We start from the raw sequence: 20275 nt of genomic DNA on the forward strand, positions 1-20275 counted from the left end.
ATGAGGCTCGCCGGGCCAAACTGGTTCATATGAGTCCCGATCTTCCGGGACCGCCAGATGAAGAGGAGCCCATGGCAGGTTTCGACAAGCGGGTCGGCAGCTACGAGCAGGCGCTCGAAGGACTCAAGGACGGCATGGCCGTGCTCGCAGGCGGCTTCGGTCTCTGCGGCATTCCCGAGAACCTCATCGCGCAGATCCGCCGCATGGGCGTGAAGGACCTGACCGTGGTCTCGAACAACTGCGGCGTCGACGGCTTCGGCCTCGGCGTGCTGCTCGAGCAGCGGCAGATCAAGAAGATGATCGCGTCCTACGTCGGCGAGAACGCCGAGTTCGAGCGCCAGCTGCTCTCGGGTGAACTCGAAGTGGTGCTGACGCCCCAGGGCACGCTTGCCGAAAAGATGCGCGCGGGCGGCGCGGGCATTCCGGCCTTCTATACGGCCACCGGCTACGGAACCCAGATCGGCGAGGGCAAGGAGAGCCGCTCGTTCGGTGGCCGTCATTACATCCTCGAAGAATCGATCACGGGCGATTTCGCGATCGTCAAAGGCTGGAAGGCCGATTGGTACGGCAACGTTATCTATCGGCACACGGCGCAGAACTTCAATCCGGCGGTCGCCACCGCGGGCCGCATCACCGTGGTCGAGGTCGAGGAGATCGTGCCGCCTGGCACGCTTGATCCGGCGCAGATCCACACGCCGGGCATCTACGTCGATCGGCTCATCCAGGGCACGTTCGAAAAGCGCATCGAAAAGCGCACGGTCCGTTCCTAATCGAAGTTCACGGAGACAACATCATGGCTTTGACCCGCGAACAGATGGCCCAGCGCGTCGCCCGCGAACTGCGCGACGGCTACTACGTGAATCTCGGCATCGGCATTCCGACGCTGGTGGCGAACTACATTCCGGACGGCATCGAGGTGATGCTGCAGTCGGAGAACGGCCTGCTCGGCATGGGCCCGTTCCCGACCGAAGCCGACATCGATGCGGACCTCATCAACGCCGGCAAGCAGACGGTCACCGCGCGCATGGGCGCGTCGATCTTCTCGTCGGTCGAATCGTTCGCGATGATTCGCGGCGGTCATGTCGACCTGACCGTGCTCGGCGCTTTCGAAGTCGACGTGCACGGCAACATCGCCTCGTGGATGGTGCCCGGCAAGCTCGTCAAGGGCATGGGGGGCGCGATGGATCTGGTCGCGGGCGCCGACAACATCATCGTGACGATGACGCATGCCGGAAAGGCCGGTGATTCCAAGCTGCTGCCCGAATGCTCGCTGCCGCTGACCGGTGCCGGCTGCATCAAGCGCGTGCTGACCGATCTTGCGTATCTCGAGATCGATAACGGAGCGTTCATTCTCAAGGAGCGCGCCCCGGGCGTCAGCGTCGAGGAGATCGTCAGCAAGACGGCCGGCAAGCTGATCGTTCCGGAGCAAGTGCCCGAAATGCAGTTCTGAGTCGTATTCTTGCGCTGTAAAAAGCCGAGCTCGATGCTCGGCTTTTTCATTTCTACTGCTCGTCGGTCTTCGTCGTCGCGAGCGCATTCCAGCTGATGTGAACCCAGGCTTCGACCACGCGATCGAAACTGCGGCCCTGCAGCATCTCGGGGTGCAGAGTGGAGCAGTGATCGATCGCGAGCGTGAGGATGTCGGCGATCAGGTCGTCGGCCTCGGGATGCGCCCGCCTGGCCTGGCGCAACTGCTTTACGGCTTTGCGGCTCTGCTGGCAGAGCTCGTCGCGCATCTGGCTCGAAAGCCGCGCCACATCTTCATTGTGCAAGGCGGTCTGCGCCATCGCGGACAGAATCACGTGGTGTTCGCGATAGACGCCGATGATGCCGCGCAAGCTGCGTGTCATGTCGGCGCGCGTCGTCGTCGACGCGTCTTCGAACCAGCTGCCGGCCGCACTCACGATCTCGCGCCGTACCTGTTCGAACAGATGGGTGACGAGTTCGCCCTTGTCCCGGAAATGCTTGTAGAACGTGGCTCTTCCGATGCCCGCGGCTTCCGCGAGCCGTTCCACCGAGACACTCGAAAAACTCTCGCCCTGCAAAAGCAGCTTCTCCATGCCCTCGAGCAAGCGGCTGTCGACGCTCTGCCGCTGGCGGAATCGCGTCTTGGGCGCTTCGACGGCTTTTTTGGTGACTCGGGGCATCGGGGCAATCGGGCTCGAACCGGAACTGGAGACGTATCGTCGGTCGCCATAGGGTCAATGTGCAAGCCGAGATGACCCTGTATTGGACGTAATGTCTCTTTCTGTAGACAGTCTGTCTCTTTCTGTGTTTGAATCGTTTCACGGGGCGAAGAACCCGGAAGGCTCGGCCGCGATGCCGGGCGATTCGTTCGTAGCGAGGAGGGGACAATGAAAAAAGTGATCGGCACGAGCGTGCCGGTGGGCTTGCTGTTGCTGGCTCTCGATGCATCTGCACAGATCGAAGCACCGACCGCCGAAGCGGCTGTCGTCGAGCCCCAGGCAAACGAAGCCCCGCAGCAAGTCTCAGCACCTGCGCCCGGCGGCGCATCCGGCCTGGATACGATCGCGGTTCAAGGTCCGCAGGACGAGGCGGCTGAAGATACCCAGGAAGCCGGCGGTGGCCGTTCGCGCCTCGTCGAAGAGATCATCGTCACCGCGCAGAAGCGTGAAGAGAATCTGCAGAGCGTTCCGATCTCGATCCAGGCGTTCAGCGGAGACAATCTCGATGCGCGTGGCGTGACCGATGCGACCTCGCTCGGACGCATCACGCCGGGCCTGACGATCACGCAGGCCGTCGGCTTCACGCTGATCTATCTGCGCGGGGTCGGCTCGGACGCGTTCCTGCTCGGCGATCCGAGCGTGGCCTACTACATCGACAACATCTACTTTCCGTTCTCGCAAGGGCTCGCACAGGAATTCGGCGCGGTCGATCGCATCGAAGTGCTCAAGGGACCGCAGGGCACCTTGTTCGGACGCAACGCCGTCGGTGGCGCGGTCAACGTGCTGACCAAAGCGCCCGACTTCAGCGAGGCGCGCACGCAGATCGAGAGCGAGGTCGCGAACTACAACGTCCTCAAGACGCGCGTCAATACCAATATTCCGATCAGCGACGAGCTCGCGTTCTCGCTGTCGGCTTTCTACAACACGCAGGAGTTCTACCAGGGCGGTCGTATCAACGTCAGCGCGAACTCCGATGGCGAAAGCCTCGATCCGATCATCAGCAAGGCTGCGCGGCTCAAGCTGCGCTGGGCCCCGACAGAGGACATCGACGCCACGCTCGCAGGCCTGCTCTACCGTTCGGACGGCGCCGGTACGCTGTTCCAGACCAATGCGTTCCCGAGCCCGCTCGCGCGTACGCTCGGCGTTACGCCGCAGACGGGCTATCGCGGCGAACTCGACGAAGGCACGGATCAGTCGATCGACAATCGCGTCGTCTACGGCGACATCAAGTGGAGCCTGCCGTGGGCGAATCTGCGCCTGCTCGGCAGCGATCAGCTGATCAAGACCGCCGCGACCTACGACTACGACGGCTCGCCACGCCCGCTCGTCGGCTTCGAAGGGCCCAAGCTGTTCGCCGACGTGCAGTCGGCCGAGTTCCAGATCCTGTCGAACGACTCGAGCCCCGAATGGCTCAAGTGGATTCTCGGCAGCTACTACTTCCGCAGTGAATCCGGTTACGACGGCGGCCTGCATCAGCGCGTATCGCTCGTCAACGACCTGCGCGGCGCGCTGCTCAACTTCCTGTCGCTCGATCAGCTGCCGAGCTTTCTGCAGACCAACCTGCCGTCCGGCAACGTGGTCGTCTACGGCACGCTCGGCACCAAGTCGATCGCCTACTTTTCGCAGGTCACGGCCGACCTGACCGACTGGATGTCACTGACGCTCGGCGGACGCTATCAGGAAGAAAAGCGCTATATCGTCGAAGCCTACAACGGGCTCGAAACCCTGGATGGCGGATCGATTCCGATCTTCCCGCCCAATCCCGACTCCAACCTGCTGAGCCATACGACCAGGAGCTTCAGCCCGAAGGCCTCGATCGATTTCCATGTCTTCGACGACACGCTGCTCTACGCCTCGTACCAGGAGGCGACCAAGAGCGGAACCTACAATCCGCTCAAGCTGCTGCAGGCCGTCGACTACGTGAAGCCCGAGAAGACGCGCGCCTATGAAGTCGGGGTCAAGCGCAGCTTCTTCGATGGCCTGATGACGTTCGCAGGCGCTGGCTTCTACTACGACATCAGCAATCTGCAGGTGCAGTACGTTTCCCTGCTCAATGGCGGCGTCGTCACCTTCGAGACCGCCAAGGCCGCCGAGGTAAAGGGTGTGGACTTCGACATCAGCGCGATCCTGCTGCCCGATCTCGTCGATGACCTCGCGGTGACGTTCAGCGGCGCCTACATCAACGCCAAGTTCACGGACTTCGAGAACGGCAGCGGCTTCAGCGAGAGCACCGGCATCTTCTCGACCAACAACGACTTCACCGGAAACCGCATTTCGCGCTCGCCGAAATTCACGACCACGCTCACGCTTGCCAAGACCTGGCAGATTCCGGGTGGTCCGCTCGAAGTCGGCGGCGATTATTACTACAACAGCGGCTTCTACTTCACCGCGCAGAACTCCGATGTCGCCCGGCAGAAGAAATATGATCTGCTCGGCGTGCGCGTGAGCTATCTGTACGAGCCCTGGAACCTGCGCGCGACCGTTTACGGCAACAACATTCTCGACGAGAAGTACCAGATCGGCGTGCTGCAGGCCGACTTCGGAACCAACGTCTCGCTCGGCGCTCCGGTCACCTACGGCCTGCGCCTGGCCTGGGAATTCTGATCGGCCGCCGCCATCTGGAGAGCGCATCATGAGTCGTCGCGACAAGCTGCCGGCAGCACCATTCGAGCTCGGCGATCCCGATCTGTTCGCCAACGGATTCCCGCATGCGCTGTTCGCGGAGCTGCGCGACAAATCGCCGGTGGTCTGGAGTGAATGGTCGGGCGGGGCGGGCTTCTGGTCGCTGCTCAAGTACGAGGACATCACGCAGGCCTCGATGAACCCGAAGCTGTTCTCGTCGGCCTCGGAGAATGGCGGGCATCGGATTTTCGAGGAAGCGGCCTCGGGTGTCGCGGGCACCGGATCGGAAAGTCCGATCGGCATCCCGTTCATTTCGCGCGACCCGCCCAAGCAGGTGCAGCAGCGCACGATGGTCATGCAGGCCGTAACCTCCCCGCGGCTCGTCGAGATGGAGGCGCGCATCCGGGCTCGCATCGTCAAGCTGCTCGACGCGGTACCGAACGGCGGCGTGCTCGACGTCGTCGATCAGGTTTCGGCTCCGATTCCGATCAAGACGCTCGCCGAGCTGCTCGACATGCCCGAGGAGCGCGAGTCCAAGCTCTATGAATGGACCAATGCGCTGATCGGCGAGGACGATCCGGATTTTCGTCAGTCGCCCGAATACATGGGCCAGGTGCTCGGCGAACTCATGAGCTACACGGGCGAACTGCGCGCCTCGAGGGCGGGCAGCGATCGCAGCGACCTGATCACGCTGATCAGCCGCGAGCGCGATGGCAGCGAAGTGCCGATGCGTGATTTCTACGCCAATGTCGTGCTCGTGCTCGTCGGCGGCAACGAGACCACGCGCAATTCGATCTCGGGTGGCCTGATCGCGCTCGCGCAGAATCCCGATCAGTGGGCCGCCCTGCGCGCCGATGCGAGCCTGATCCCAGGCGCGGTCAACGAGATCGTGCGCTGGGTGTCTCCGGTCATGCACATGCGCCGCACGGCGATGGAAGACACCGAGATCCGTGGCGTGAAGATCGCCAAGGGCGACAAGCTGCTGTTCTGGTATCCGTCGGCGAACCGTGACGCCGACATCTGGACCGATGCGAACCGCTTCGACATCACGCGGCCGATCGTCAAGCATCGCGGCTTCGGCGCGGGTGCGCATGTCTGCGCCGGCAGCCGGCTCGCCGAGATGCAGATCCGCGTGTTTCTCGAGGAGCTCGTGCAGCGCTACGCGCGTTTCGAGATCGCCGGTGAAGTCGCACGCATCCGCTCGAACTTCATCGACGGCATCCGCCATTTGCCGATGCGCTTCGTGAAGGCCTGATCCGCATGCACGGCGAAACCAGCAGAACGGTGGGCGTCAGCGAGAGGGCGCAGCGCATCGGCCAGCGCGTCGAGCGCTTCGTTCGCGATGTCGTCGCGCCCTACGAGCGCGATCCGCGCCGCGACTCGCATGGGCCGACCGATGCGCTGGTGCATGAGCTGCGCGGGCTCGCGCGCGACGCCGGCGTGATGACGCCGCACGTGCTCGAAGACGGCTCGCATCTGACTCAGCGCGAAACCGCCCGCGTGCTGCGCATGAGTGGCCTGTCTCCGCTCGGTCCGCTGGCCTGCAATACCGCGGCTCCGGACGAGGGCAATATGTTGCTGCTCTCCAAGGTCGGCAGTCCGCTGATTCGCGAGCGCTTTCTGAAGCCGCTGGTTTCGGGCGCGGTGCGCTCCGCGTTCTTCATGACCGAGCCGGCCTCCGAAGGCGGCGCAGGCTCCGATCCGTCGATGATGAAGACGAGCTGTCGCCGCGACGGGGACGACTGGATCATCGACGGTCGCAAGGCCTTCATCACGGGCGCGGCGGGCGCAGGCGTCGGCATCGTGATGGCCAAGTCAGCGGACGGCGCTTGCATGTTCCTGGTCGACCTTCCGCATCCGGCGATCCGCATCGAGCGCCTGCTCGACACGATCGACGATTCGATGCCAGGCGGGCACGCGGTCGTCGCGATCGAGAACCTGCGCGTGCCGCAGGAGCAGATGCTCGGCCGCAGCGGCGAGGGCTTCGCGTATGCGCAGCTGCGTCTCGCGCCCGCGCGGCTGTCGCACTGCATGCGCTGGCTCGGAGCCTGCACGCGCGCGAACGAGATCGCGACCGACTACGCGAACCGTCGCCAGGCCTTCGGCAAGCCGCTGATCGAACACGAAGGCGTCGGCTTCATGCTCGCGGACAATCTGATCGATCTGCGCCAGGCCGAACTCATGATCGACTGGTGCGCCGACGTGCTCGATTCGGGCGCCAATGGAATCGCCGAAAGCTCGATGGCCAAGGTCGCGGTTTCCGAATCCCTCATGCGCGTGGCCGATCGCTGCGTGCAGGTCATGGGTGGAACCGGTGTCAGCGGCGACACCATCGTCGAGCAGGTGTTTCGCGAGATACGCGCGTTTCGCATCTACGACGGACCGACCGAGGTGCACAAATGGTCGCTTGCGAAGAAGATACAGCGTGATTGGCGACGTGGGAGCGCGGCATGAGCGCAGTCGGACAGCAGGCCAACGCGGGCACGACGCCCGTTCGCGAGGCGCATCGCTTCGATGAAGCGGCGCTCGCGCGCTGGCTGCAGGCGAACGTTGCGGATTACGAGGGGCCGTTGACGGTCGAGCAGTTCAAAGGCGGGCAGTCCAACCCGACCTACAAGCTCGTCACGCCCAGGCGCAGCTACGTCATGCGTCGCAAGCCCCCCGGCGAACTGGTCAAGGGCGCGCACGCGGTCGAGCGCGAGGCCAGGGTGTTGGCGGCGTTGTCGGCGACGGGCTTTCCGGTCGCCAGGGTGCATGGCCTGTGCACGGACGCCGGCGTGATCGGAACCTGGTTCTTCGTCATGGAAATGGTCGAAGGGCGCATCTTCTGGGACGCGGGCTTTCCCGAGGTCTCGAAAGCCGAAAGGCCGCGCTACTTCGACGCGATGAACGAGACGCTCGCGCAGCTGCATCGCCTCGATCACGAGGCGATCGGCCTCGCCGACTATGGCAGGCCCGGCAATTACTTCGAGCGCCAGATCGCGCGCTGGTCGCGCCAGTACCTCGACGATACCGATGCCGGCCGCGATGCCGGCATGGACAGGCTCATCGAATGGCTGCCGGCGAACATCCCGCCGGGCGACGATGAAACCCGCCTGATCCACGGCGATTTCCGCTGCGACAATATGATCTTTCATCCGACCGAGCCGCGCGTGCTTGCGGTGCTCGATTGGGAATTGTCGACGCTCGGCCATCCGTTGGCCGATTTCGCGTATCACGCGATGATGTACCGCATGCCGCCCGACATCGTCGCCGGACTCGGCGGCGCCGACGTGGAAGCGCTCGGCATTCCGTCCGAGCGCGATTACGTGGCCGCGTACTGCGCCCGGACCGGGCGTGCGGCGATGCCCGCGTACGACTTCTATCTGGCGTTCAATTTCTTCCGCATGGCCGCGATTTTCCATGGCATCAAGGGACGCGTGATTCGCGGCACCGCGGCGTCGACGCATGCGCAGGAACGGGCGCGCTGCTTTCCACGTCTCGTCGAGCTGGCCTGCAGACAGATGGACGCCTGCCGCTGAGACCGGCGGCGCACCCGGAGCGAGCCGATGTCCGCCAAACCCATCACCCTGAGAGTCGAGCAGCACGGATCGATAGCCCGCATCGTGCTCGATCGACCCGCCGCCGGAAATGCGATCGATCTCGACATGGCAGCCGCGCTGCTCGAAGCCGCGCGGCGCTGCGAGGCCGATGTCTCGATACGCTGTGTCGTGCTGACCGGTGCGGGCCGCATGTTCTGCGCGGGCGGGGATATCACGGCTTTTTCGGCAGCCGGCGAGGCCATCCCCGAGTTCCTGCGCGAGCTCGCGATAAGCTTGCACGCGGCGCTCATGCAGCTCGCAAGCATGCGCAAACCGCTGATCACCGTCGTCAACGGCCCGGCCGCCGGCGCGGGCTTGAGCCTGGCCCTCATCGGTGATCTCGTGATCGCGGCTCGCTCGGCGCATTTCAGCGCGGCTTACGGCAGCCTCGGTCTCACGCCGGACGGCGGCATGAGCTGGTGGCTGCCTCGCGTGGTGGGCCTGCGGCGTGCGCAGGAGATCATCCTGACCGGCCGGCGAGTCAGCGCCGAAGAAGCCGCAACGCTCGGACTGGCCACGCTCGTGGTCGATGACGCGGAACTGGCCGAGCGGGCGCAAGCCTATGCGCAGCGCCTCGTACAAGCGCCCACGGCCGCGATCGGCGCCGCACGGCGGCTTTTGATCGATGGAGCGAATCGCAGCCTGAGCGATCAGCTCGACGCCGAAGTCGAATCGATCGTCGCCGCCGGAGCGAGCGCCGAATGTCGCGAAGGCGTGGCGGCCTTCCTGCAGAAGCGCAAGCCCGACTTCATCGGAGGCCAGTGATGAACCTGATCGTTCGCGAAGACGTGGAGTTGCTGCGCAGCATCTCCGACGCCGCAGGTGCCAGCAGCGCGACGCTGTTTCTGTTCGATCGCGAAGCGCCGGTCGAGCGCACGCGCTTCCTGTTCAATCTGGGGCCGACGAACGAGATCAACCGGGCCTATCGCGATTCGATCTGCGCGCTCGATCCGTTCCTGCTGCTCGCCGCCGATCGGGTCGTGCAGGCGCCTGCGGATCTGCACGTTTTCGATCAGGCGGAGGTCGAAGACTGGGACCAGAGCCGGCGCACACGGCCGTACTGGGAGTTCATGCGGCGCCAGGGATACTGCGAGAGCGCCGCATCCGTGCACGAAGTGGGCGACGGTGTTTGGCTGGTGCTCGGGCTCATGCGACAGGGACGCGAACGGGCACATCTTTCGGCGCAGCCCGTGCGTGATTCGACGCGACGCCTCTTCAGGCGGACGGCTTCCGCGCTCGTGCGCTCCGCGTTCCAGCCGCAAACCAGGGCACGCCCCGGTGTGGCCTTGACCGGGCGCGAGCAGGACGTCGTCGACGCGCTGTGCTGTGGCCGCAGCAACAAGCAGATCGCGGCACAGTTGGGCCTGTCGGAATTCACCGTCGAGAATCATCTGCGCCGCATCTACCGCAAGCACGCGGTGCGCAACCGGACTTCGCTGATGGCCGTGCTCGGATCGCGATCGCCTCAAGCCGCGCTGAGCTGAGATTTGATGAGCCGCTTGAGCAGCTTGCCGTTCGGCATGCGCGGCAGCGCGTCGTCGAAGACGAAGCGGCGAGGGCACTTGAAGCCGGCGAGCTGATCGCGGCAGAACTGCGCGAGTTCCTGCTTGAGCGCTTCGCTCGCGGATGAAGGATCGCGTAGCTGCACGACCGCGACGACTTCCTCGCCGAACTCCGCGTGCGGAACGCCGACCACGGCCACGTCCATCACGCTCGGATGCGTGACGAGCAGGTTCTCGATCTCCTGCGGGTAGATGTTCACACCGCCCGAGATGATCATGAAGGCTTGGCGATCGGTCAGGAACAGATAGCCGTCCGCATCGACATAGCCGATGTCCCCGAGCGTGCTCCAGCCGTGGCGGTTGTAGGCCGAGCGCGTCTTCTCGGGATCCTTGTGATAGTGGAAGTCCGGCATGCCGGAGAAGTAGACATCGCCGATTTCACCCGCGGGCAGCTCGTTTCCGTCCGCATCGCAGATGTGCAGCTGGCCCAGCACCGCGCGGCCAACGGAGCCGGGCTTGGCGAGCCAGTCATCGGGGCCCAGCGCGGTGACGCCATTGCTCTCGCTGCCGCCGTAATACTCGTGAATGACCGCCCCCCACCAGCGCAGCATCTCGCGCTTGACCTCGGGAGGGCACGGAGCAGCCGCGTGCACGGCGATGCGCAGGCTCGTGAAATCATAGCCCTCGCGCTCCTCGGCTTGCAGCTTGAGCATGCGCACGAACATCGTCGGCACGAACTGCGCATGCGTGACCCGGTGCTCGCGAATCAACTGCAGCACGCGCACCGGATCGAACTTGCGCATCACCACCAGGGCGCCGCCGCTGCGTTGCACCGCGAGGCACCAGTTCAACGGCGCCGCGTGATACTGCGGGGCAGGCGACAGATACACGGTATCGGGACCGACGCCATAAGCCGAGCGGATATAGGCCTCGACGGGCGCCGGCGTGCCGAGCGGCGGAAACAGCATCTTGCGCTTGATGCCCTTGGGCTTTCCGGTCGTGCCCGAGGAGTAATACATGATGAGACCTTCGGTCTCGTCGAACTGCGGCTCGACCGGCATCGATCCGTGCATCGCCTCGACGATCGCCCGCCAGGCCACGTTGTCGCCGACGCTCACCCTGAGTGCGCAGCCGGTATTCGCGCAGACCTCGTCGGCCAGTGCGTCGAGCGCTTCGGAGCTCACGAGCAGCTTCGAATCGGAGTCGTCGACGATGTGGCGGACTTCGTCGCGCTTGAGGTGCCAGTTGATCGGCGTCAGGTAAAGCCCGTAGCGCAGCGCTGCCCAGACGACGACGAAATACTCGGGCCGGTTCTCCATGACGATCGAGACGACGTCGCCACGTTGCAGCCCGAGCGCTTTGAAGTGATTGGCGAGCGCGATCGAACCGCGATCGAGTGCGCGAAAGCTCAGCGCCTCGCCGTCGTCCATGACGACGGCCGGGGCATCGGGCTTCGCGAGAGCATGATCGTGAATGTGCATGGATGTGATCCGATCCGGCGCTCAGGGAATCATCAGGGAATCAGCACGGCCTTGATGCAATCGCCACGATGCTGCGCGGCCACCGCCTCGTTGATGCGTGCGAGCGGGAAGGTCTGGATCACGCGATCGAGCGGAAAGCGCTGCTCGCGATGGTGGCGGATGAGCTCCGGAATCAGCTCGTCGGGATCGCTGTCGCCTTCGAGAATCGCCTTGATCGTCCAGCCGCCGATGACGGCCGCGGTCAGGTTCAAGGAAATGCTCGTGTCGGGCGTCGCGGCAGCGACGACGCCGAGCGTGCCATGCAAGGCCAGAGCGCCCAGCGCGGTTTCGATCACGGGCTTGATGCCGGTGCTGTCGAAGGCGTAGTGAACGCCCGGCGCTACGATTTCGCGTATGCGCGCCGCGGTGTCCTCGTGGAGCGGATCGATCGCGTGCGTGGCGCCGAGTTCGAGAGCAAGCTTGCGGCGCGAAGCCTGTGGCTCGACGACGATGATGGTCTTGCAGCGCTGGATCGCAGCGCCCATCACGGCCGCGATGCCGACGGCTCCGCAACCGAAGATCGCGACCGACGAGCCTGCCTCGCAGGCCAGCGAGCGCATGATCGCGCCGGCTCCGGTCTGGAATCCGCAGCCGAGCGGGCCGAGTAGTTCGAGCGCGACCTCGTCGTCGACCTTGACCACGTTGCGCTCGTGCGCGAGCGCATGCGTCGCGAACGAAGACTGGCCGAAGAATCGCCCCGAAACCTGCTGCTCGCCGATGCGCATGCCGGTGCTTCCGTCCGCGCGAACGCCTGGAAAATTGAGCGCGACGAACGAATGGCAGTAGCTCGGTTCGCGGTGTTCGCAGCGCTCGCAACGGCCGCAGGACAGAAAGCTCAGCACCACGCGATCACCGGCCTTGACCTTGCGCACGCGCGCGCCGACGCGCTCGACGATACCCGAGGCCTCGTGCCCAAGCACGGCCGGCAGCGGCACCGGAATGTGCTGATCGCGGGCGATCAGATCGGTATGGCAGATGCCGACTCCGGCGACGCGCACGAGCACCTCGTCGTCGCGCGGGTCGTCGAGCTCGACGGGTTCGATCGTGAAGTCGGCCTTCGCGGCACGCGCGACGGCGGCGGTGATTTTCATTCTGTCTGTTCTCCTCTCGCCCCAGCTCAGTTCAGCGCGATGACGACCGACTTGGTTTCGAGATAGGCATCGAAGACCTCGGCTCCGTTCTCGCGGCCGATGCCGGATTTCTTCATGCCGCCGAACGGAAACGCCGGATCGGCCAGCAGCATGCAATTGACGAACACGGTTCCGGCTTCGAGCTGGGCCGAGGCATGATGGGCGGTGCGCAAGTCGCGCGTCCAGACATGGGCGGCGAGACCGTAGACGCTGTCGTTGGCCATCGCGATGGCTTCGTCGATCTCGTCGAACGCGGTCACCGCGAGCACCGGGCCGAACACTTCCTCGCGCGCGATCTCGGCTTCGGGCGGTACGTCGCGCAGGATCGTCGGCGCGTAATAGTGACCATGCTCGGGCATCGCGCTGCGCTGGCCGACTTCGGCGATGCCCGCGGCGCGCGCACGGCTCACTAGGCCATCGACCTTGTCGCGCTGGCGTGCGCTGATCAAGGGACCGAGTACGCTGTCGCGCGACCAGCTCGGGCCGAGCTTCAGCGTGCCGGCGACGTCGGCGAGCCCCTGGAGCACGGCTTCGTAGTGCGAGCGATGCACGTAGAGCCGCGTGCCCGCGTAGCAGACTTGGCCGGAATTGAAGAAGCAGGCCATCGCCGCTTCGGGAATCGCGCGCGCGAGATCGGCATCGGCGCAGATGATCGAAGGCGATTTGCCGCCCAGCTCGAGCGTCACGCGCTTGAGTTCAGGCACCGAGGCACGAAGGATCGCCTGTCCGGTCGCGGTCGAGCCCGTGAACGCGATCTTCGCCACGTCCGCATGCGCGACGAGCGCGGCGCCGGTGCTCGCTCCGTCGCCGAGCACCACGTTGAGCACGCCGGGCGGAAAGCCGACCTGCAGCGCGAGTTCGGCCAGGCGCAGCGCGCTCAGCGGCGTTTCGGGCGCCGGCTTGAGCACGACCGTGCAGCCGGCCGCGAGCGCCGGCGCGATCTTGAACAGGCTCAGGATCAGCGGGAAATTCCATGGCGTGATCGCGGCGACCACGCCGACCGGTTCGCGTCGCACGTAGGCGTGATGCGGAATCGTCGCTGCCGCCAGCGAGCCCGCGCGGCCGTGCAGCTTGGTCGGCCAGCCCGCATAGGTGCGCAGCCAGGCGCAGGCGCCCGGAATGTCGACCGTCTCAGTCAGCGCGATCGGGCGTCCGGTGTCGAGCGCTTCGAGCGCGGCCATGCGCGGCGCATCGGCCTCGATCGCATCGGCGAGCCGGTGCAGCAGGCACTCCCGCGCGAGCGGTGGGAGCTCGCGCCAGGACGGAGCACGGAACGCGGCCTTGGCGGCGGCGACGGCGGCATCGACTTCGGCGGCCGACCCGACCGGAATCTCGCCATAGGGCCGCGCGCTGCAGGGGTCTTCCACCGCCAGCGCGCCATCGCCGCGCATGACGACGTGACCGCCGATGCGATGCCCGAGGACGGGTCGTTCGATCTGCTCCCAACTCATGGCGCATGCTCCAGGCGACGATGTCCGGATGCTAGGAGGCCTCGGGTCGCATGACGATGGACGGAAATCCGTCATCCGCCGGCGCCTTGTGTCGTCATCGATTTGAAATCGCAGCCCCGCCACCGATGGCGTAATGTCGCGCGACAGGACCCTAGGCCCCGCACCATGTCGACTCCTTCGAGCTCGCCTGCCGGCTCCGCTCGCCTACAAACGCCCAGCTTCCGCGAAGCCTTGCTCGTCTGGCTCAAGATCGGCTGCATCAATTTCGGCGGTCCGGCCGGGCAGATCGCGCTGATGCACCGCCTCGTCGTGGAGGAGAAGCGCTGGGTCTCCGAGACGCGTTTCCTGCATGCGCTGAACTACTGCATGCTGCTGCCCGGCCCGGAGGCCCAGCAACTCGCGACCTACATCGGCTGGCTGCTGCACAGGACGGCGGGCGGGCTCGCCGCGGGCCTGCTGTTCGTGTTGCCCGGTTTTGTGCTGATGACGCTGATCGCGATCGCCTACGTGAGCTTCGGCGAGCTGGGCTGGATGCAGGGCCTGCTGCTCGGCATGCAGGCGGCGACGCTGGCGATCGTCGTCGAGGCGGTGTTCCGGGTCGGGCGCAAGGCGCTGCGGCATCGGGCCTTGTACGGCCTGGCTTTCGCAGCCTTCATCGCGATCTTCGCGTTCGGCGTCCCGTTTCCGTTGATCATCCTGGCGGCCGCCGCGCTCGGCCTGCTCGCGGTGCGCTGCGCGCCGGAAGTCGTGCTGCCTGCTAAGCGCTCCGTCGACGATGAGGACGAAGCTCTCGCCGCGCCGCAGGCTGCCGCGCCCTGGCCGCTGCGCGTGCTGCTGTCCGGGCTGCTGCTCTGGCTGTTGCCGCTCGCGCTGCTGCTGCTCGTGCTCGGCGCCCGCAGCGTCTATACGCAGGAGGCGCTGTTCTTCAGCAAGATGGCCGTCGTCACCTTCGGCGGCGCGTACGCGGTGCTGGCCTATGTGACGCAGCAGGCGGTCGAGCGCTACGGCTGGCTGCAGCCCGGCGAGATGGTGCATGGGCTCGCGCTCGCCGAAACCACGCCGGGGCCGCTGATTCTCGTGCTGACCTACGTGGGCTTTCTGGGTGCCTACCGCAACCCGGGCTCGATCGATCCACTGCTGGCCGGCGTGCTCGGCGGCAGCCTGTCGACCTGGGTGACTTTCGTGCCGTGCTTTCTGTGGATTTTCCTCGGCGCTCCGCACATCGAGCGCTTGCGCGGCAAGGTCTGGATGAACGCCGCGCTGACCGCGATCACCGCCGCCGTCGTCGGCGTGATCCTGAACCTGTCGATCTGGTTCTCGCTGCACGTGCTGTTCGGCGAGGTCGGGCGCTACGCGCAGTTCGGCCTGCAGCTGCCGGTTCCGGACGTTGCCTCGATCAAGCTGCCGGTGCTGGCCCTGAGCGCCGGCGCGATGATCGCGCTGCTCGTGCTGCGCGTGAACCTGCTGCTGACGCTGGCGGTCTGCGCGGGGATAGGCCTGGTGATCGAAGTGGGAGGCTGGAGCTGAATCTTCGTCGTGGGCAACTCGCGAAGGCCGTCGCACAGTATGTACAGCGAACGATTCGGTGAACGGGCCCGCATTTCATGAACGCTCGTTGCGGGGCGCCGCTTCCGCTTTCGCGCTTCTAAAGGTGATCAGCGTGAATCTCGTCCGCTTGCGGCATCGATGCCGGAAAAGCTCATTTCGCAGGAGGAAAGCGCAAGGTGAAGCGGATCTTTCCCGATACAGAGCAAGATGCGTGTGCCTCACCGTGATGTAGAACCATGATGGCCTTGACGATCGCCAGTCCCAAGCCGCTCGATTCCGCTGGACGGCCGCGAGCCGCATCTGCGCGATAAAAGCGATCGAAAAGACGCGCAAGCTGTTCCGCGGGAATCGGGATCCCGTCGTTCTCGACCGCGATCGTCGAGCCGCTGGGGTCTTGCTCGCCGATCAGCAGAATGGTCGAGCCTGGGGTGCTGTAGCGCAGGGCATTGACCACCAGGTTGTGAATCGCCTGCCTGCACAGCGCGGCATTCGCGAACGCTGAGCCGCTGGCCTGCACCGAGAGCCGCAGCCCACCTTCATCCGCCAGGCCTTCGAGGTACTCCGCGATGCCTTGCAACTCGTCAGTCAGCTCGATCGACTCGCGCTCTATTTCCAATCCAGCGTGATCGGCACGCGCCAGGAACAGGATGTTGTCGACGAGCAGGCGCAGCCGATTGAGCTCTTCCAGATTCGATTCCAGCAGTTGCTGGTACTCGCCCGGACTTCGAGTGCGATTGAGTGCCACCTGTGTTTGCCCTATCAGGGCGCCCAGCGGGGTGCGAATCTCATGTGCCAGATCGGCCGAGAACTGCGTCAGTCTTTCGTAGCCTGTCGCGATGCGATCGAGCATCGCATTGAACACGGCGACCATCTGCTGGAATTCGAGTGGTGCATCGTCCTGCGTCAGCCTGACGGCCAGGTTGATCGGGGTGATCAGCTCGGCCTGCGACGATATGCGTCGTAGCGGGCGAAGGCCGAGGCGAAGCACGACGTAAACCAGTATGGCCGCACTCAGCATCGCGATCGACGTACTGCGCAGCACCCGAGATCGATTGTCCGCGATCATGCTCATCTCGCTGATCAGCGGATGACCTGCAATCACTTCGACCGTGCTGCCGTCCTGCCCCAATCGCGCTTGAGCTGCGACCCATTGCATGGGAGGGCGATCAGGCTTCCGGATGCTGCGAACGTCTTGGCCTCCAATGGCTTCGCCCACCGGCACGGGCATCAAGTCGGTCGGCACTGCGACAGAGTCGGGGTTGATCTCGACGAGGGTGGTTTCGCCAGGGAGGCGCAGGACGAGTACATCGCTCGCTGATCCCCGCAGGGCCTCAAACGGAATCGATTGATTCTGCAGCTCAGTGATTGTCCATGTCTGCGTCGTGAGGCGGCGCAACTGCTCGGTGCGTGATATGAGTTGATCTCGTGCGTGACCCACGATGGCCTTCTGCGCGACGGAAAAGAAGTACGCGCCGAGCATGCCGGTGGTCACTAGTGCGATCAGCCCACACAACAACGTCACTCTGAGCGTTAGCGAGCTTGGAAGCCAGCGCAGTGTCAATCTGCGTTTCAACTCCAGTCCCCCGTCATGCCGGCGGGTGAATCGCCGAATGCATAACCGACGTTGCGCACGGTATGGATCAATGGTGTCGCAAAGGGGCGATCGATCTTCGCACGCAAACGCTTGATGGCGACGTCGACCACATTGGTGTCACTGTCGAAGTTCATGTTCCAGACTTCCGACGCGATCAACGTGCGCGACAGCGCTTCGCCTTGCCGCTTGACCAGCAGATGCAGCAGCAGAAACTCCTTGTTCGTGAGTGCGATCTCGCGGCCTTCTCGCGTGACTTTACGGCGCAGCATGTCGAGCTTCAGATCGGCGACTTCGTAGATGTCGGCATCGCGCACGGCACCACGCCGCAGCAGTGTGCGAATCCGAAGCACGAGTTCGGTGAAGGAAAACGGCTTGACGAGATAGTCGTCGGCACCGAGCTCGAGGCCGCGAATGCGATCGCTCAACTGGTCTCGCGCAGTGAGGAACAGCACGCGAACCTCGTCCTTGCCACGCAGCGACCGCATGATCTGCCAGCCGTCGATGCCGGGCAGAGTGACGTCGAGTATCACGAGGTCGTAGGTGTTTTTGAGTGCCATCTGCAGACCATCAGTGCCGCTTCTCGACAGGTCGACGGCATAGCCGCTCTCACGCAAGCCCTTCCTCAGGTAGTCGCCCGTCTTGGGATCGTCTTCGATGACAAGGATCTTCATATGAATGAATCATGCGCCATCCGATCGGCAGATGGGATGACAGCTTTGTCATTCACTTGTCACCCCGTTCTCGCGCAGATGTTTCTAAAGTGGGAGCACTTCGCCGCTACCCCGAAGACTCTCAGTGCGTTTGGCCACAGCGAGCGAAATACCCTGCTGGTCGCAGCATTTCATATAAGGACGTTCCCACATGGTTCACCCTCTTTCCGCGCTGGGCATCGCGCACACCGCTGTCAGCCTGGTCCCGTTTACAGCGGGCGTTTATGGTTTCGTCCGGTTTCGAGCAATAGAGCCGAAGACTCGCTCGGGTCGCATTTACGTTGCTGGACTGCTTCTGTCGGTGATCACGGCTTTCGGCCTTTCGAGTACGGGCGGATTCAACGCAGGGCATGCGCTCGGTATCCTGACTTTGCTCACTCTGGCGGGGGCTCTGATGGTGCCGCGCTTGTCCTGGTTCGGTCGTGCACGGCCTTACTTGGCCACCTTCGGATTCTCCTTCAGCTTCTTTCTCCTGATGGTGCCTGGTATCAGTGAGAGCTTGAGGCGCCTGCCATTGGCGCATCCGCTGGCCGATAGTCCGGAGTCTCCGATCGTGAAAATGGCCTTGTTGACTTGGGTGGTTGTCTTCGTCGTGGGGTACGCCTTGCAGATTCTTCTGCTCAGGGCTCGCGGAGCCGCAACGCGTCCATGAGTTTCCAGCGAGTGTGCTTGGCCTGGATTCTCAACGCGATGATGAGGCTGATTCGAGCCAGCCGAGCAACTCTCCTCGTGCTGCCGAATTGCAAAAGCCGAGCAGCATGGCGGCGGCGGCAGCTCGTGCTTGCCGGGCCAACTCAGCATCGCTGATCTCTCCGGCGGTCCAGAAGGACAGCACGCCACGAAATGCGATGGCGAGCAAAGCGGGAAGTGCTGCGCTGGCTTGAGCCCTCGTCGTCTTGGAGAGCCCCTCGCCTTGGTCGAGCGCTTGAGCCCAAAGCGCGGCAGATCGTCGAGCGACGACGCTGGGTTCGCCGCTTTGCGAACCGAGCACGGCCATCACGGAGCGGTTGACGACAGGCTCTTCCAACATCACGTCGACCGCGATGTCGACCGCTGCGAAAGTGCGCGCAATCGCATTGGTCGAGAGCTGCGCGGCTGCAAGCCGAACATGCATTTCGTCGATACGACGAGCGGAAAGCGCTTGCATGATCGCGGCCTTGCTGCCGAATTGATTGAATGGTGTGGCGAAGCTGACGCCTGCCTCTGCGGCGAGGTCGCGCATCGAGAATTCGGGTTTGCCGTTACGAAGGAGGCGCTCGGCTGCCTCCAGCACTCTGTCCTGGGTGGTGGCCGTCACGGGCCGGTGTGGCTTGCGTATGCTCATGTGAAATTATATCTTGATATAAATTTTATAGGCCAGTGGGGCTTGTTATGGTGCAACCGAAAACTTTTCTGATCACCGGGGTGAGCTCGGGCCTTGGCCGTGCCTTTGCTGCCGGAGCGCTCGCCGCAGGGCATCGGGTGGCTGGCACGGTCCGAAGGTCTGAGGACGCCGAATGGTTGAGCGGTTCAGAGCATGCTTTTCCGCTCGTTCTCGATGTCACCGACTATGGCGCGATACCTGACGCGGTGAAGCGTGCGGAACGCCAGCTTGGCGCGATAGATGTTCTCGTCAACAACGCCGGCTACGGTCACGAGGGCGTGATGGAGGAATCATCCTTGGACGATCTGCAGCGTCAATTCGCTGCCAATGTCTTCGGCCCGGTGGCCATGATCAAAGCGGTTCTGCCTGGCATGCGTGAACGTCGCCGTGGCCATATCGTCAACGTCACATCGATGGGCGGCTTCATCACCATGCCGGGCATTGCGTACTACTGCGGCAGCAAGTTTGCCCTCGAAGGCATCTCGGAATCCTTGGGCAAGGAGGTCGCTTCCTTCGGTATTCGCGTGACCACACTGGCGCCGGGCCAGTTCCGTACGGACTGGGCGGGGCGATCGATGGACCGCGCCAAGCGCAGCATTGTCGAGTACGACGACGTGATGGAGCCGATCCGTGCCGCGCGCCTGGCCAAGAACGGCAAGCAGCCAGGCGATCCGTCCAAGGCTGCTCAGGCGCTGTTGACTTTGGTCGAGGCAAAAAATCCGCCGACACGGCTATTCCTCGGCGAGGATGCACTTGGGCTGGTGGGCCAGAAGTTGGAGAGCCTGAAGAGTGAGCTGGTGGCTTGGGAATCTGTCTCACGCTCTACGAACTTCGAAGCTTAGTCCGGGCATTGTCCGCGATGGTGGCGGGCATCGCAGCGGCAACTGCACGCATGACATTCACTTGCATGCACTTTCAATGTGAGGAGCGATGGCAACTCCGAGCTATCGCCGCGCCAACGAGCTGCGAACAATGCAACTGCATGTTGAACACAAGAAGGTAAAAGAGCCCTACGAATGATTTTGCGTGGAGGTTGAAGGCGCTTTTCCTATACTGACATCGCGGTTT

General features: G+C 64.1%; 18 protein-coding genes. 11 read left to right on the top strand and 7 right to left on the bottom strand.

Annotation, left to right across the window (positions count from 1 at the left end; genetic code table 11):
• Nucleotides 1–71 precede the first annotated feature (71 nt).
• Both AC3WUM_RS03555 and AC3WUM_RS03560 read left to right on the top strand, forming a co-directional pair.
• The gene (locus tag AC3WUM_RS03555; protein ID WP_492408744.1) at nucleotides 72–770 is read left to right on the top strand and encodes a CoA transferase subunit A; all 699 of its coding nucleotides are present in this window, start codon (nucleotides 72–74) and stop codon (nucleotides 768–770) included.
• A gap of 23 nt (nucleotides 771–793) precedes the next feature.
• Complete coding sequence (locus tag AC3WUM_RS03560) at nucleotides 794–1450, top strand: CoA transferase subunit B (protein WP_492408745.1); 657 nt, start codon at nucleotides 794–796, stop codon at nucleotides 1448–1450.
• A 52-nt stretch (nucleotides 1451–1502) separates the two neighbouring features.
• On the opposite strand, the gene AC3WUM_RS03565 is transcribed toward AC3WUM_RS03560, so the two are convergent.
• On the bottom strand, nucleotides 1503–2147 hold the full coding sequence (locus AC3WUM_RS03565) for a TetR/AcrR family transcriptional regulator (RefSeq protein WP_492408746.1): 645 nt from the start codon (nucleotides 2145–2147) through the stop codon (nucleotides 1503–1505).
• A 207-nt stretch (nucleotides 2148–2354) separates the two neighbouring features.
• Between AC3WUM_RS03565 and AC3WUM_RS03570 the strand changes: the two genes are divergently transcribed.
• Genes AC3WUM_RS03570 through AC3WUM_RS03595 form a run of 6 tightly spaced genes read left to right on the top strand, consistent with a single transcriptional unit; the run spans nucleotide 2355 to nucleotide 9873 of the window.
• The gene (locus tag AC3WUM_RS03570; protein ID WP_492408747.1) at nucleotides 2355–4790 is read left to right on the top strand and encodes a TonB-dependent receptor; all 2436 of its coding nucleotides are present in this window, start codon (nucleotides 2355–2357) and stop codon (nucleotides 4788–4790) included.
• Nucleotides 4791–4818: 28 nt separating this feature from the next.
• Entirely contained in the window at nucleotides 4819–6063 is a 1245-nt protein-coding gene (locus tag AC3WUM_RS03575; protein WP_492408748.1) for a cytochrome P450, read from the top strand.
• Nucleotides 6064–6068: 5 nt separating this feature from the next.
• Nucleotides 6069–7262, top strand: coding sequence for an acyl-CoA dehydrogenase family protein (locus AC3WUM_RS03580; RefSeq protein ID WP_492408749.1), 1194 nt, complete (start codon nucleotides 6069–6071; stop codon nucleotides 7260–7262).
• Complete coding sequence (locus tag AC3WUM_RS03585; protein ID WP_492408750.1) at nucleotides 7259–8329, top strand: phosphotransferase; 1071 nt, start codon at nucleotides 7259–7261, stop codon at nucleotides 8327–8329. Before AC3WUM_RS03580 ends, AC3WUM_RS03585 begins: the two co-directional genes overlap by 4 nt.
• 27 nt (nucleotides 8330–8356) lie before the next feature.
• Complete coding sequence (locus AC3WUM_RS03590) at nucleotides 8357–9154, top strand: enoyl-CoA hydratase/isomerase family protein (protein ID WP_492408751.1); 798 nt, start codon at nucleotides 8357–8359, stop codon at nucleotides 9152–9154.
• Nucleotides 9154–9873, top strand: a complete 720-nt coding sequence (locus tag AC3WUM_RS03595) for a helix-turn-helix transcriptional regulator (RefSeq protein WP_492408752.1) — start codon at nucleotides 9154–9156, stop codon at nucleotides 9871–9873. The genes AC3WUM_RS03590 and AC3WUM_RS03595 overlap by 1 nt, the downstream gene beginning before the upstream one ends.
• Here the strand turns inward: AC3WUM_RS03595 and AC3WUM_RS03600 are convergent.
• From AC3WUM_RS03600 to AC3WUM_RS03610, 3 genes are read right to left on the bottom strand one after another with little or no spacing between them, the layout of a single operon-like run.
• A complete protein-coding gene (locus tag AC3WUM_RS03600; protein WP_492408753.1) occupies nucleotides 9855–11372 on the bottom strand; it encodes an acyl-CoA synthetase in 1518 nt (505 codons plus the stop codon). The two genes, AC3WUM_RS03595 and AC3WUM_RS03600, sit on opposite strands and share 19 nt — an antisense overlap.
• A gap of 32 nt (nucleotides 11373–11404) precedes the next feature.
• Nucleotides 11405–12502, bottom strand: coding sequence for an NAD(P)-dependent alcohol dehydrogenase (locus tag AC3WUM_RS03605; RefSeq protein WP_492408754.1), 1098 nt, complete (start codon nucleotides 12500–12502; stop codon nucleotides 11405–11407).
• A 26-nt stretch (nucleotides 12503–12528) separates the two neighbouring features.
• Nucleotides 12529–13992, bottom strand: coding sequence for an aldehyde dehydrogenase family protein (locus AC3WUM_RS03610; RefSeq protein WP_492408755.1), 1464 nt, complete (start codon nucleotides 13990–13992; stop codon nucleotides 12529–12531).
• Between the two features lie 165 nt (nucleotides 13993–14157).
• Here AC3WUM_RS03610 and chrA point away from each other — a divergent pair, with 165 nt between their 5' ends.
• Nucleotides 14158–15519, top strand: a complete 1362-nt coding sequence (chrA, locus tag AC3WUM_RS03615; RefSeq protein WP_492408756.1) for a chromate efflux transporter — start codon at nucleotides 14158–14160, stop codon at nucleotides 15517–15519.
• A 172-nt stretch (nucleotides 15520–15691) separates the two neighbouring features.
• Here chrA and AC3WUM_RS03620 read toward each other — a convergent pair whose 3' ends face one another.
• Nucleotides 15692–17113, bottom strand: a complete 1422-nt coding sequence (locus AC3WUM_RS03620; RefSeq protein WP_492408757.1) for a heavy metal sensor histidine kinase — start codon at nucleotides 17111–17113, stop codon at nucleotides 15692–15694.
• The gene (locus tag AC3WUM_RS03625; RefSeq protein WP_492408758.1) at nucleotides 17110–17805 is read right to left on the bottom strand and encodes a heavy metal response regulator transcription factor; all 696 of its coding nucleotides are present in this window, start codon (nucleotides 17803–17805) and stop codon (nucleotides 17110–17112) included. The genes AC3WUM_RS03620 and AC3WUM_RS03625 overlap by 4 nt, the downstream gene beginning before the upstream one ends.
• A gap of 190 nt (nucleotides 17806–17995) precedes the next feature.
• Between AC3WUM_RS03625 and AC3WUM_RS03630 the strand changes: the two genes are divergently transcribed.
• The gene (locus AC3WUM_RS03630; protein WP_492408759.1) at nucleotides 17996–18496 is read left to right on the top strand and encodes a hypothetical protein; all 501 of its coding nucleotides are present in this window, start codon (nucleotides 17996–17998) and stop codon (nucleotides 18494–18496) included.
• 30 nt (nucleotides 18497–18526) lie between these two features.
• Here the strand turns inward: AC3WUM_RS03630 and AC3WUM_RS03635 are convergent, their stop codons facing one another.
• Nucleotides 18527–19168 carry a TetR/AcrR family transcriptional regulator gene (locus AC3WUM_RS03635; protein ID WP_492408760.1) on the bottom strand — a complete coding sequence of 214 codons (642 nt, stop codon included), beginning with the start codon at nucleotides 19166–19168 and terminating at the stop codon, nucleotides 18527–18529.
• A 47-nt stretch (nucleotides 19169–19215) separates the two neighbouring features.
• Between AC3WUM_RS03635 and AC3WUM_RS03640 the strand changes: the two genes are divergently transcribed.
• Entirely contained in the window at nucleotides 19216–20049 is an 834-nt protein-coding gene (locus AC3WUM_RS03640; RefSeq protein ID WP_492408761.1) for an oxidoreductase, read from the top strand.
• Nucleotides 20050–20275: the final 226 nt, after the last annotated feature.

The sequence above is a fragment of the Hydrocarboniphaga sp. FW305-C-57 genome, assembly GCF_058783045.1.